Origin of the sequence: Halomonas sp. 25-S5 (genome assembly GCF_029889845.1) — a bacterium.
Taxonomy (GTDB): Bacteria; Pseudomonadota; Gammaproteobacteria; order Pseudomonadales; family Halomonadaceae; genus Halomonas.
Window position 1 is genome coordinate 154,541 of sequence record NZ_JARANV010000004.1, and the last position, 12,814, is coordinate 167,354.

Sequence of the window (12,814 nt, forward strand, 5' to 3'; positions counted from 1 at the left end):
ATGGCATCGGTAGCGCCCAGGGAGGGGTTTACAGCGCCCCCTCGACGGTCCGGCGCTCCGGGGCCTGTCGCCGGGTCAGCCGCGCAGTGGCATTCCCGGCAGCCGTGGTCAGCGGCGTTTCATCGCTTCGAAGAACTCGAGGTTGGTCTTGGTATCCTTCAGGCGGTCGATCAGGAACTCGGTGGCCGCGGTGTCCTCCATGGGGTTGAGCAGCTTGCGCAGGATCCACATGCGCTGCATCTCGTCCTCGGAGGCGATCAGGTCCTCGCGGCGGGTACCGGAGCGGCGAATGTTCATCGCCGGATAGACGCGCTTCTCGGCCAGCTTACGGTCCAGATGCGCCTCCATGTTGCCGGTGCCCTTGAACTCCTCGAAGATCACCTCGTCCATCTTCGAGCCGGTGTCGACCAGCGCCGTGGCGATGATGGTCAGGCTGCCGCCCTCCTCGATGTTGCGCGCCGCGCCGAAGAAGCGCTTGGGCTTCTCCAGGGCGTGGGCGTCGACGCCGCCGGTGAGCACCTTGCCGGAGCTCGGCACCACGGTGTTGTACGCCCGCGCCAGGCGGGTGATGGAATCGAGCAGGATCACCACGTCCTTCTTGTGCTCCACCAGGCGCTTGGCCTTCTCGATAACCATCTCGGCGACCTGAACGTGGCGCGCCGGCGGCTCATCGAAGGTCGAGGCCACCACCTCACCGCGCACCGTGCGCGACATCTCGGTCACTTCCTCCGGGCGCTCGTCGATCAGCAGCACGATCAGGTGACAATCGGGATCGTTGCGGGTGATCGAAGTGGCGATATTCTGCAGCATCAGCGTCTTGCCCGCCTTGGGCGGGGAGACCAGCAGGCCGCGCTGGCCCTTGCCGATGGGCGCGGTGAGATCGATGATCCGTGCCGTGAGGTCCTCGGTGGAGCCGTTGCCGATCTCCATGCGCAGCCGCTCCTGGGGGAACAGCGGCGTGAGGTTCTCAAACAGGATCTTGTGCTTGGCGTTCTCCGGCTTGTCGAAGTTGATCTCGCTGACCTTGAGCAGCGCGAAGTAGCGCTCGCCTTCCTTGGGCGGCCGGATCTTTCCGGAGATGGAGTCGCCCTTGCGCAGGTTGAAGCGGCGGATCTGCGAGGGCGAGACATAGATGTCGTCGGGCCCCGCCAGGTAGGAGCTGTCGGCGCTGCGCAGGAAGCCGAAGCCATCCTGCAGGATCTCCAGCACGCCATCGCCGAAGATCGGCTCACCGCTCTTGGCATGCTTCTTGAGGATGGCGAAGATGATGTCCTGCTTGCGGGAACGCGCCAGGTTGTCGATGCCCATCTCGCGGGCGATCTCCAGAAGCTCCGGCACTGGCTTTTGCTTGAGTTCAGTAAGATTCATCGGTGTGTTCAGAATTCGCTCGTGGAAGCCGGGCGGCAGTGCGCCGTGAGGGAAAGACAGGAGGCGAGACGATGACGCCCTGTGGATGCGTTCAGAGCCCGGACAGGCTACCTCTCGTCATGCTGCATCGTATGGCCAAGGGCGGGCGACCGCACTCTGGGGTTGCCGGGCCGATATCGGAAGCGAGGAAGCAGGTTCGTTTTCGCCTGACCTGCGGGTCCGGGCCAGGCGGCCGGGATCGCGGGCTGAAGCAGTGGGCTGTCTGACGACTTGGAAACTGACCGTGACGGGATCGCCGTGAAACGGTCGGGAAGCATTCGGAACAGGCGAACGACCCGATACTAGTCAAGGCGGCGGGCGAACGCAAGCCCTGGGACACGCGACAATTGACACGACCGGGAGCGCCGCGCACCCTTGCCCCAGACCGATCCGAAGGAACTGCCATGACCTCGCCACAGGACCCGGCGCCCTCCGCTGCCGACCCGCTTCCGGCTGCCGTGGCCGGCGACCCCACCCGGCTCGCCGCCATCGACCTCGGCTCCAACAGCTTCCACCTGCTGGTGGCCAACTATCAGGACGACCGCCTGCAGGTGGTGGCCCGCCTCGGCGAGAAGGTCCAGCTGGCCGCCGGTCTCGACGAGGACGGACGGCTCGGCGAGGCGGCCATGCAGCGTGCTCTCGACTGCCTGTCACGCTTCGCCCCCTTCCTCGAGGACATCACCCCGGGCCACCTGCGGGTGGTGGGCACCAACGCGCTGCGCGATGCCACCAACAACCAGGCGCTGATCGAGCGTGCCGAGGCCCTGCTCGGCCACCGCATCGAGATCATCGCCGGCCGCGAGGAGGCCCGCCTGATCTACCTGGGCGCGGCCCACGCCCTGGCCGAGGACGGCCGCCGGCTGATCGTCGACATCGGCGGCGGCTCCACGGAGTTCATCATCGGCGAGCGCTTCGAGCCCCTGGCGCTGGAGAGCCTGCGCATGGGCTGCGTGACCTTCGCCCGCCGCTTCTTCGAGGGGGGCGAGATCAGCGAGAAGCGCATGCGCAAAGCGGAGCTTGCCGCCCTATCGGAGCTGGCCAACATCCAGCGCCCCTACCAGCGCCTGGGCTGGGTCGACCCGGTGGGGTCCAGCGGCACCATCAAGGCGGCGGCCGCGGTGATCGCGGCCGCCGGGGATGCCCCCGAGGGCGTGATCACCCGCACCGGCCTGGCCGCCCTGCGCAAGCGCCTGATCAAGTGCCGCAAGCTCGACAAGGTGGCCATGGAAGGGCTCAAGGCCGACCGCTCACGGGTCTTTCCGGCCGGTGTGGCAATCCTCGGTGCGGTCTTCGAGGCCTTCGAGCTGGAGCAGATGCGCTATGCCGACGGCGCCCTGCGCGAGGGGGTGCTCTACGACATGGTGGGGCGCAACAGTCCCGAGGACTCGCGCCTCAAGACCCTGGACAACCTGGCCCGCAACTACCAGGTGGATGGCCGGCAGGCCGACAACGTGGCGGTCACCGCCGGCGCCCTGCTCGACCAGGTTCGCGAGGCCTGGGGGCTGGACGACGACCAGGCACGCTTCCTCGACTGGGGCGGCCGACTGCACGAGATCGGCCTGGCCATCTCCCACAGCCAGTTCCATCGCCACGGCGCCTACCTGCTCGAGTACTCCGACCTGGCCGGCTTCTCGCGCCCGGAACAGCGACTGCTGGCCTTCCTGGTGCGCGCCCACCGCCGCAAGTTCCCAGTCAAGGAGTGGCAGGCCCTGCCCGAGTCGGAACGCCGCCCCCACGCCCGGCTGGCCCGACTGCTGCGCCTGGCGGTGATCCTCAACCACTCCCGTCCCGAGCACCCCCCCGCCGTGCCACAGCTCGAGGCCGAGGGCGAGACGCTGACGCTGACTCTCGCTGGCGAGGAGCCCCCGGCACTCCTGCTCAACGACTTGGAGCAGGAAGCGGCCTACCAGCAGAGTGCGGACTACCCCCTGGTGCTGCGTCGCGACTAACCCAGCCATCGGCCAGGGCCTGCCACCGCGCCTGAGGGTCCAGCACCGCCACCGACGCACCTCCTTCCCGGACCACCAGCAGCCGCCCTCGCTCCCAGGGCGGCACGCCGAGCTCCTGCAACAGCCGCTTGAGGTCGCGCCGGCCACGGCCGGGCAGCCGCAGCCGTTCGCCCCCCTGCCGCGGCCCCACTTTCAGGCGGACCGGCGCCCCATCGAAACGGCCCAGCGAGACCTGCACCTCCCCCAGCGGGGTGACCAGCGGCGCGTGGCCATCCCACTCGGCCTGCCAGTCGGCCGGCAGCGGCTCAGGGGGCGCCAGCAGATGGAGCTGCCCTCGCCAGACCCTGGCCTCCGCGCCGTGCCAGGCCACCCGCACCTCGCCGTCCACGCGCGCCTCGAGCTGGTCGAGCAGCGATTCAAGGCGCCGGGCGGGCGGGGTCGAGAGACCCAGGCGTTGGCAGGCGTAGCGAATCAACAGCCGTTGGCGCGGGGCGGAGAGCGCCTTGAGCCCCGCCGCCGGCAGGCGGGCCGCATCGCCGCCCAGGCGCTCGAGGTCCAGTCCGGCGAGCTCATCGAGCAGGGCGTCGGCCTCGCCGGCAAGCGCCGCGCTGCGCGAGAGCGCCTCGCCGGCATGGGGCCAGCGGGACGCCAGCAGCGGCAGCACGGCGTGGCGCAGGAAGTTGCGGTCCAGGGTCTCGTCGTCGTTGGAAGGATCCTCCACCCAGGCCAGGCCCCGGCGCTGCCCCTCGGCCTCGAGGGTCGACCGCGCGATACCCAGCAGCGGCCGCTCGAACCGCCGGCCCCGCCAGTCGCGGCCCGCCGTCATCCCGGCCAGGCCGCGCACCCCGCTGCCGCGCAGGGCGGCCAGCAGGAAGGTCTCGGCCTGGTCATCCCGGTGCTGAGCCAGCCACAGGGTCTCCCCCGGCGCCACTCGCCCGGCGAAGGCGGCATAGCGCGCCGCCCGGGCCGCCCCTTCGTGTCCCTGTCCGGCCCCCAGGTCGACGCTCACCCGCTCGACGACCAGCGGCACGCCGAGTCGTGAACAGAGCCGTCGGCAGTGACGCTCGAAGCCGTCGGCCGCGGCCTGCAGGCCATGGTGGACATGCAGGGCTCGCAGGGGGCGGGGGTAATGGTGAGCGGCCGCGGCCGCGAGGGTCAGCAGCAGCAAGGAATCCAGGCCACCGGAGAGGGCCACCCAGACGCAACGCCCCGGCGGAGTCCGTGCCAGGGCGCTGTCGATCAATGACTGCAGGGACATGGTGCGCCCACGCCCATGGGGTCAGACCCGGCGGCGGCGATGGGTCGAGAAAGGAGCACGGAGACCGACAGGGTCGCTCGGCCGGGGTCTGACCCCATGAACGTCGCCGAGGCCATCTTGTTACGCCGGCGCCCCATAGCTCATCAGGCGTTCGTAGCGCCGCTCGAGCAGGGTATCGGTGTCCATCGTCTCCAGGCGGTCAAGGCTCGCCAGCAGCGACGCCTTGACCCGCTCGGCGGTGGGCATCGGGTGGCGATGGGCACCGCCCAGGGGCTCGGGAATCAGGGTATCGACCAGCCCCAGCTCCTTGAGGCGCTCGGCGGTGATGCCCATGGCCTGGGCGGCATCGGAGGCCTTCTCGGCGCTCTTCCACAGGATGGAGGCGCAGCCCTCGGGGGAGATCACCGAGTAGGTGGAGTACTGCAGCATGGCCAGCTCGTCGCAGACGCCGATGGCCAGCGCCCCGCCGGAGCCGCCCTCGCCGACCACGGTGGCGACGATCGGCGTGCGCAGACGCGACATCACCGCCAGGTTGTGGGCAATGGCCTCGGACTGGCCGCGCTCCTCGGCGTCGATGCCGGGATAGGCCCCCGGCGTGTCGATGAAGGTCAGTACCGGCATCTTGAAGCGCTCGGCCATCTCCATCAGCCGGCAGGCCTTGCGGTAGCCCTCGGGGCGCGGCATGCCGAAGTTGCGGCGCACCTTCTCGTGGACATCGCGGCCCTTCTGGTGGCCGATCACCATCACCGGCCGGTCGTCCAGGCGCGCCACGCCGCCGACGATGGCGGCATCGTCGGCGAACTTGCGATCGCCGTGGAGCTCTTCGAAGTCGCTGAAGACGTGCTCCAGGTAGTCCAGGGTGTAGGGGCGCTGGGGATGGCGCGAGAGCTGGGAGACCTGCCAGGGGCTCAGGTCCTTGAAGATCGACTCGGTGAGCTTGCGGCTCTTCTCTTCGAGCCGGCCGATCTCGTCGCTGAGGTTGACCTGGCTGTCGTTACCGACCAACCGCAGCTCCTCGATCTTGGCCTGGAGCTCGGCGATGGGCTGTTCGAAGTCGAGATAGTTCGGATTCATTGGCCGGATGCCTTGTCGTGTTTCACCGCCCTGACCGTCAAGGCCAGGTGCGGCGCGAAAAATGAAGTGGTTGGCATTATCGCACCCTCAACGTGGCACGCAAGGCGAGTCCCGTTCGCCGCAGGGCTATCGCAGATGGCAGCACCGCTCGAGGCTGTTCCGGCAACAGGCCCCGGAGCGCCGGACCGTCGAGGGGGCGCTGTGAACCCCTCCCTGGGCGCTACCTCGGCCATCCATGGTCCTCGGACCTCCACTTCAGCCTATCTCCGGTGCCCCTCGCCGGCATTATGCGGACCACAGCACGCTACTATCGCCCATCGCCGGTCTAGCGGTACTTCAGCCGAACCCCGTCCTGGCCCTGCACCTCGCGCAGCCCGGTGAGCAGCTCGTCGCTGGGGGTGACGCGCCACTCCTCGGCGAGCTCCAGCCAGCCGGTGGCCTCGGCATTGCGGTAGCGCAGCCTTACCGGCAGGCCTTCGGCGTCGCAGAAGGGCGCGAGGCTCGCGCGCAGCGAGTCCACCAGGCGGCCGTTGAGGCGACCGCCGTCCAGGGAGATCTCCACCGCCTGGCCGAAGCGGCTGCGCGCCTCGACCATCGGCGTGACCTCCTTGCCACGCAGGCGCAGGCCGCCAGAGTAGTCGTCGCTTGCGACCTCGCCCTCGACGATCATCACCTGGTCGGTTTCGAGACGGCCGCGCAGCTGGTCATAGAGCTCGCCGAACAGCGAGGCCTCGATGCGCCCGGTGCGATCGTCCAGAGTCATGAAGGCCATGGTGTCGCCGCGCTTGGACTTCATGGTCCGCACGCCGACCACCAGGCCCGCCACCCGTTGGGGCTCCCGGGAGGGCTTGAGGTCGCTGATGCGGGTGGAGACGAAGCGGGCGAGCTCGCCCTCGTACTCGTCAATGGGATGGCCGGTGAGGTAGAGCCCCAGGGTCTCCTTCTCGCCGGCGAGGCGCTCCTTGTCGCTCCACTCCCGGGCCTCGCGGTACTCGGCGTAGACGTCGTCCTCCTCCGGGGCGTCGGCGAAGGCCTCGCCGAACATGTCCATCATCCCGGCATTCTGGTTCTGATGGTTCTGGGCCGCGGCGCGCAGTGCGTCTTCCAGCGCCGCCGCCAGCGCCGCTCGATTCGGCCCCAGGGTGTCCAGGGCGCCAGAGCGGATCAGCGCCTCCAGGGTGCGCTTGTTCATGCGCTTGGGATCGACCCGACGGCAGAAATCGAACAGGTCCTCGAAGGGGCCGTTGGCCTCGCGGGCCTCGACGATGGCACCGATCGGGCCCTCGCCGACCCCGCGGATCGCCCCCAGGCCATAGACGACCCGTGCCCGGTCGTCGACGGTGAACTTGTAGCCGCCGACGTTGACGTCGGGCGGGGTCACCGTGAGCGAGAGGTGGCGGCACTCCTCGATCAGCGGCACCACCTTGTCGAGGTTGTCCATCTCGGTGGACATCACCGCCGCCATGAAGGGGCCGGGATAGTGGGCCTTCAACCAGGCGGTCTGATACGACACCAGCGCATAGGCCGCCGAGTGGGACTTGTTGAAGCCGTAGCCGGCGAACTTCTCCACCAGGTCGAAGATGTTGCCGGCGAGGTCCTTGTCGATGCCGTTGGCCGCACAGCCCTCCATGAAGCCGGCGCGCTGCTTGGCCATCTCCTCGGGCTTCTTCTTGCCCATGGCGCGGCGCAGCATGTCGGCCTGGCCCAGCGAGTAGCCCGCCATCACCTGGGCGATCTGCATCACCTGCTCCTGATAGAGGATGATGCCGTAGGTGGGCCCGAGTACCGGCTTGAGCAGCTCGTGCTGGTAGTCCGGGTGCGGATAGGAGATCTCCGCCCGGCCATGCTTGCGGTTGATGAAGTCGTCGACCATGCCCGACTGCAGGGGCCCGGGGCGAAACAGCGCCACCAGGGCGATCATGTCCTCCAGCGAATCCGGCAGCAGGCGCTTGATCAACTCCTTCATGCCGCGGGACTCGAGCTGGAAGACAGCCGTGGTCTCGGCCTTCTTGAGCATCTCGAAGGTCGGCACGTCATCCAGCGGGATGGTGTCGATGTCCAGCGGCCCCTGACCCTCGGTGGCGCGCACCTTGTCGACCATCTCCAGCGCCCAGTCGATGATGGTCAGGGTGCGCAGGCCGAGGAAGTCGAACTTGACCAGCCCGGCCTCCTCGATGTCATTCTTGTCGAACTGCACCATCAGGCCGCTGCCGTCCTCGTCGCAGAGCAGCGGCGAGAAGTCGGTGAGCCTGGTCGGCGCGATCACCACGCCGCCGGCGTGCTTGCCGGTGCCACGGGTGATGCCCTCGAGCTTGAGGGCCATCTCCCAGATCTCGGCAGCCTCCTCGTCGTTGTCGAGAAACTCCTTGAGCGCCGGCTCGGCCTCGATGGCCTTGGCGAGTGTCATGCCCACCTCGAAGGGAATCAGCTTGGAGAGCTTATCGCCCAGCGAGTAGGGCTTGCCCTGGGCGCGCGCCACGTCGCGCACCACCGCCTTGGCCGCCATGGTGCCGAAGGTGACGATCTGGGACACTGCGTCGCGGCCGTAGCGGTCGGCGACGTAGTCGATCACCCGGTCGCGCTTCTCCATGCAGAAGTCGACGTCGAAGTCGGGCATCGAGACCCGCTCGGGGTTGAGGAAGCGCTCGAACAGCAGGTCGTAGCCGATGGGGTCGAGGTCGGTGATCTTCTGAGCGTAGGCGACCAGCGAGCCGGCCCCCGAGCCACGCCCCGGGCCTACCGGGACGTCGTTGTCCTTGGCCCACTGGATGAAGTCCATGACGATCAGGAAGTAGCCGGGGAAACCCATCTGGATGATGATCTCGAGCTCGAAGTCGAGCCGCTTGCGGTAGCGGGCATCGATCTCGGCATACTCCGCCCCGTCTCGCGGATAACGCCCCGCCGGAAAAAGGGCGTTCAGGCGCTCGGTGAGGCCGTCGTGGGAGATCTTGCGGAAGTACTCGTCCTGGGTCATGCCCTCGGGAATCGCGAACTCGGGCAGGAAGATCTCGCCTAGGCGCACCTCCACGTTGCAGCGCGCGGCGATCATCACGCTGTTCTCCAGCGCCTCGGGGATGTCGGCGAACAGCTCCGCCATCTCGGCGGGGCTCTTGAGGTACTGCTCCTCGGTGTAGCGTCGCTCGCGGCGCTTGTCGTCCAGCGCCTTGCCCTCGCCGATGGCCACCCGGGTCTCGTGGGCCCAGAAGTCCTCGCGCGCCAGGAAGCGCACGTCGTTGGTGGCCACCACCGGGGTGCCGGTCTCGACGGCCAGGTCCACCGAGAGGTGGACGCACTCTTCCTCCAGCGGACGGCCGGTGCGAGTCAGCTCCAGGTAGAAGCGTCCCGGGAAGGCGGCGCTCCACTCCTCGAGCAGGGCGTGGGCCTCGTCGTGATGGTCGCTGAGCAGGTGGCGGCCGACCTCGCCTTCCCGGCCACCGGACAGGGCGATCAGCCCCGCGCTCTGCTCGAGCACCCAGGCCTTGTCCAGCAGCGCCTGGCCCTGGCGCTGGCCGAGCATCCAGCCCCGCGAGATCAGCTCGGTGAGGTTGCGGTAGCCGGTCTCGTCCATGGCCAGCAGCGTCAGGCGATAGGGGTGCCCCTCGTCATGCGGGTTGGCCAGCCACAGATCGCTGCCGATTATCGGCTTGAGTCCCGCACCTTGGGCGCCCTTGTAGAACTTGACCAGGCCGAAGAGGTTGGTCTCGTCGGTCAGCGTCACGGCGGGCAGGCCCTGGGCCACTGCGGCCTGGACCAGCGGCTTGAGACGCACCAGGCCGTCGACCAGGGAGAATTCGCTGTGCACGCGAAGATGAACGAAGGGCGTGGTCATATAAGGGCTCGGGGCTTGGCGGTAAATAATCAGTACAGGAAGCGCGAGGCTATCCCGGCAATATCGCTCGGGGCTGATCCGGCGACAGGCCTGCGGGGAGGCGCTGTTAATACCTCCTTGTACGCTACCGATTCCTTCCCTGGAATCGGACCTCCCCTTCGGCCTATCACCGGCGCCCCTCGCTATCAGGGGCGACTGGCAGACCTAGAACAGCGCGAGCTGGCGCTTGACGGGACCGAAGGAGCGACGGTGCTCCGGCAGCGGCCCCAGGCGTTCCAGGGCGGCCAGGTGCTCGCGGGTCGGGTAGCCCTTGTGGCGGGCGAAGCCGTAGTCGGGATGCCGGGCATCGAGGGCCAGCATGCCTGCGTCGCGCTCGACCTTGGCCAGTATCGAGGCGGCGGCGATGGCCGGATGACGGGCATCGCCCTTGACCACTGCCTGACCGGAGACATGATGCCCGGGCAGCCGGTTGCCGTCCACCAGCAGGTACTCGGCCGCCGGCGCCAGGGCGTCGATGGCGCGACGCATGGCGAGGTGCGTGGCATGGTAGATATTGAGCGCGTCCACCTCGGCGGCCGACGCCTCGGCCACGGCGCAGGCCAGTGCCCGTGCGCGGATCTCGAGGGCCAGGGCCTCGCGACGCCGCGCGGTGAGCGCCTTGGAGTCGGCGAGGCCCGCGATGGGCCGTGCCGGGTCGAGGATCACCGCGGCGGCGACCACCGGGCCGACCAGCGGGCCGCGGCCCACCTCGTCGACCCCGGCCAGGTGCTCGCCCGCATAGTCGATCACCAGCGGCGGCAGCTCGCGGCCTCCTTTCCCTCTCGCAGGCGCCTTGGCCGTCATGGCGCCACCTCGTCGGCCAGTTCCGGGGCCACGCTGGCCGGCAGCGGACGGCCCGCGACCAGCGCCTCGATGGCCTCGGCCGCCCGCCGGCTGGCATCGCGCTGCAGGCCAGCATGCATGGCGGCGAAGCGGGCCTCCAGGGCCGCCCGCCCCGCGGGATCGTCGAGCATCTCGCCCAGGCGCTCGGCGATCGCCTCGGGGGTGGCCGCGTCCTGGATCAGCTCCGGCACCAGGGCCTCGCGGGCGATCAGGTTGGGCAGCGAGATCCACTCGGTCTTCACCAGTCGCTTGGCCAGCCAGTGGGTCATGGGCGCCATCCGGTAGGCGACCAGCATCGCGCGGTGGCAGAGCATCGCCTCCAGGGCCGCGGTGCCCGAGGCGAGCAGCACCGCATCGCTTGCCAGCATGGCTTCCCGGGCCTGGCCGTCGACCAGGGTCAGGCGCGCCGTCAGGGCGGGATGCTCGGCCATCAGCGCCTCCAGCTCGCCGCGGCGTTCGGGTGTCGCCGCCGGGACCACCACCCGCAGCCCGGGGCGCGATGCGCAGAGCCGCTCGGCGGCAGCGAGGAAGGTCTCGCCCAGGAAACGGATCTCGCTGGCCCGGGAGCCGGGCAGCACCGCCAGTACCTGCTCGGCATCGGCCAGGCCCAGGTCGGCACGCGCGGCCACGCGGTCGTTGTCGAGGGGCAGCTCGTCGGCCAGCGGGTGGCCGACGAAGGCCACCGGTACCCGGTGGCGCGCATAGAAGGCGGCCTCGAAGGGCAGGAAGGTGAGCATGGCATCGACCGAGCGGGCGATGCCCTTGACCCGCCCCTGGCGCCAAGCCCAGACGGAGGGGCTGACGTAGTGGGCGGTGGTCAGGCCCGCCTCGCGCAGCTGTCGCTCCAGCCCGAGGTTGAAGTCCGGGGCATCGATGCCGATAACGATATCGGGCTGCCAGGCCAGGGCATCGCGCCTGAGTTCGCGACGCACCCGGACCAGGCCGGGCAGGTGCCGGATCACCTCGACCAGGCCCATCACCGACAGGGTCTCCAGGGGGAAGCGGCTGTCGATGCCCTCGGCGATCATGCGCGGGCCGCCGATGCCGCGGAACTCGACCCCGGGATGGCGCGCCTTCAGCGCACGCATCAGGCTGGCCCCCAGGATGTCGCCCGAGAGCTCGCCCGCGACCAGGTAGACGCGCCGGACCGTCATGATGCCACCCTCATCAACGCGCCATGCTCAGCGGATGATGCCGCGAGTCGAGACCTCGATGGAGGCGGCGAAAACCTCGGTCTCGGGCAGCGCGAAGCGCTCCCGGACCTGGCTCAGGGCCTGCTCGGTCGTCAGTCCCTGTCGGTAGACCAGCTTGTAGGCCTCACCCAGCGCACGGATAGCTTCCTTGGTGAAGCCGCGGCGCTTGAGTCCTATCAGGTTGAGTCCGTGGACCTGGGCCGGGTTGCCGTTGATCATCACGTAGGCCGGGGTGTCCTTGGTGATGATCGAGCCGCCGCCAGCCATGGCATGCTCGCCGAAGTGGCAGAACTGGTGGATGGCCGAGAGCCCCCCGAGGATAACGGAGTCGCCCAGGGTCACATGGCCGGCGAGCGTCACCTGGTTGGCCAGGATGCAGTCGTCGCCGATCACGCAGTCGTGGCCGACGTGCACATAGGCCATGAAGAGGTTGCGCGAGCCGATGGTGGTCTCGCCGCGATCCTGGGCGGTGCCGCGGTGCAGGGTGGCCCCCTCGCGGATGATGTTGTCGTCGCCCATGACCAGGCGGGTCGGCTCCCCCGCGTACTTCTTGTCCTGGCAGTCCTCGCCCACCGAGGCGAACTGGAAGATGCGGGTGCGCGCGCCCAGCACGGTGGGCCCCTTGAGCACGACATGGGGGCCGATGCGACTGCCGGGCCCGATCTCGACATCGGGCCCGATCACCGTAAAGGGCCCGACCTCGACATCGTCGGCCAGGCGCGCCGCGGGATCGATCAGGGCGGTGGGGTGTATCAAGCGACCTTCCTCTCGGCGCAGGTGATGTCGGCCTCGCAGACCAGCTCGCCGTCCACTGTGGCGCGGCAGGCGAATTTCCAGATGCCGCGCTTGGTACGCTCGACCCGGGCTTCCAGCACCAGCTGGTCACCGGGCATCACCGGGCGCTTGAAGCGCACGTTGTCGCTGGCCACCAGGTAGTAGACGTAGCCGTCGGCGGGCAGCTTGTTGACGGTCTTGAAGCCGAGGATGCCGCAGGCCTGGGCCAGCGCCTCGACCACCAGCACGCCGGGCATGATCGGATGATGCGGGAAGTGGCCGTTGAAGAAGGGCTCATTGATGCTGACATTCTTGTAGGCAACGATGGCTTCGCCCAGGGTGATCTCCGTCACCCGGTCCACCAGCAGGAAGGGGTAGCGGTGGGGCAGATACTCACGAATCTCGTTGATGTCCATTACCATCGTAGCGACCTCTGAAAGACAGGATG

General features: G+C 68.8%; 9 protein-coding genes. 1 reads left to right on the forward strand and 8 read right to left on the reverse strand.

Features of this window, described 5'->3' with window-relative positions; genetic code table 11:
• Positions 1 to 108 precede the first annotated feature (108 nt).
• Entirely contained in the window at positions 109 to 1,368 is a 1,260-nt protein-coding gene (gene rho / locus OP498_RS05070) for a transcription termination factor Rho (protein WP_280546353.1), read from the reverse strand.
• Positions 1,369 to 1,811: 443 nt separating this feature from the next.
• Here rho and ppx point away from each other — a divergent pair, with 443 nt between their 5' ends.
• A complete protein-coding gene (gene ppx, locus OP498_RS05075) occupies positions 1,812 to 3,356 on the forward strand; it encodes an exopolyphosphatase (protein ID WP_280546354.1) in 1,545 nt (514 codons plus the stop codon).
• Here the strand turns inward: ppx and tilS are convergent.
• The 7 genes from tilS to fabZ form a co-directional block, all read right to left on the reverse strand.
• The gene (gene tilS / locus OP498_RS05080; RefSeq protein WP_280552826.1) at positions 3,286 to 4,614 is read right to left on the reverse strand and encodes a tRNA lysidine(34) synthetase TilS; all 1,329 of its coding nucleotides are present in this window, start codon (positions 4,612 to 4,614) and stop codon (positions 3,286 to 3,288) included. The two genes, ppx and tilS, sit on opposite strands and share 71 nt — an antisense overlap.
• Positions 4,615 to 4,734: 120 nt before the next feature.
• Positions 4,735 to 5,688 (reverse strand): acetyl-CoA carboxylase carboxyl transferase subunit alpha, encoded by a 954-nt coding sequence (accA, locus tag OP498_RS05085; protein ID WP_280546357.1) that lies wholly within the window; start codon positions 5,686 to 5,688, stop codon positions 4,735 to 4,737.
• A 325-nt stretch (positions 5,689 to 6,013) separates the two neighbouring features.
• Positions 6,014 to 9,517 carry a DNA polymerase III subunit alpha gene (gene dnaE / locus OP498_RS05090; protein ID WP_280546358.1) on the reverse strand — a complete coding sequence of 1,168 codons (3,504 nt, stop codon included), beginning with the start codon at positions 9,515 to 9,517 and terminating at the stop codon, positions 6,014 to 6,016.
• 204 nt (positions 9,518 to 9,721) lie between these two features.
• Positions 9,722 to 10,360 (reverse strand): ribonuclease HII, encoded by a 639-nt coding sequence (gene rnhB / locus OP498_RS05095; protein ID WP_280552827.1) that lies wholly within the window; start codon positions 10,358 to 10,360, stop codon positions 9,722 to 9,724.
• Positions 10,357 to 11,553, reverse strand: coding sequence for a lipid-A-disaccharide synthase (gene lpxB / locus OP498_RS05100; RefSeq protein ID WP_280552828.1), 1,197 nt, complete (start codon positions 11,551 to 11,553; stop codon positions 10,357 to 10,359). Before lpxB ends, rnhB begins: the two co-directional genes overlap by 4 nt.
• Before the next feature lie 27 nt (positions 11,554 to 11,580).
• Positions 11,581 to 12,348: an acyl-ACP--UDP-N-acetylglucosamine O-acyltransferase gene (lpxA, locus tag OP498_RS05105; RefSeq protein WP_280546363.1), complete on the reverse strand. Its 768-nt coding sequence runs from the start codon at positions 12,346 to 12,348 to the stop codon at positions 11,581 to 11,583.
• Complete coding sequence (gene fabZ / locus OP498_RS05110; protein WP_133483556.1) at positions 12,345 to 12,788, reverse strand: 3-hydroxyacyl-ACP dehydratase FabZ; 444 nt, start codon at positions 12,786 to 12,788, stop codon at positions 12,345 to 12,347. Before fabZ ends, lpxA begins: the two co-directional genes overlap by 4 nt.
• Positions 12,789 to 12,814 lie beyond the last annotated feature (26 nt).

What these genes read in the sequence shown, in the direction of transcription:
- rho (WP_280546353.1), bottom strand. Translation starts at nt 1,368, where the DNA reads ATGAATCTTACTGAACTCAAGCAAAAGCCAGTGCCGGAGCTTCTGGAG.
- ppx (WP_280546354.1), top strand. Translation starts at nt 1,812, where the DNA reads ATGACCTCGCCACAGGACCCGGCGCCCTCCGCTGCCGACCCGCTTCCG.
- tilS (WP_280552826.1), bottom strand. Translation starts at nt 4,614, where the DNA reads ATGTCCCTGCAGTCATTGATCGACAGCGCCCTGGCACGGACTCCGCCG.
- accA (WP_280546357.1), bottom strand. Translation starts at nt 5,688, where the DNA reads ATGAATCCGAACTATCTCGACTTCGAACAGCCCATCGCCGAGCTCCAG.
- dnaE (WP_280546358.1), bottom strand. Translation starts at nt 9,517, where the DNA reads ATGACCACGCCCTTCGTTCATCTTCGCGTGCACAGCGAATTCTCCCTG.
- rnhB (WP_280552827.1), bottom strand. Translation starts at nt 10,360, where the DNA reads ATGACGGCCAAGGCGCCTGCGAGAGGGAAAGGAGGCCGCGAGCTGCCG.
- lpxB (WP_280552828.1), bottom strand. Translation starts at nt 11,553, where the DNA reads ATGACGGTCCGGCGCGTCTACCTGGTCGCGGGCGAGCTCTCGGGCGAC.
- fabZ (WP_133483556.1), bottom strand. Translation starts at nt 12,788, where the DNA reads ATGGTAATGGACATCAACGAGATTCGTGAGTATCTGCCCCACCGCTAC.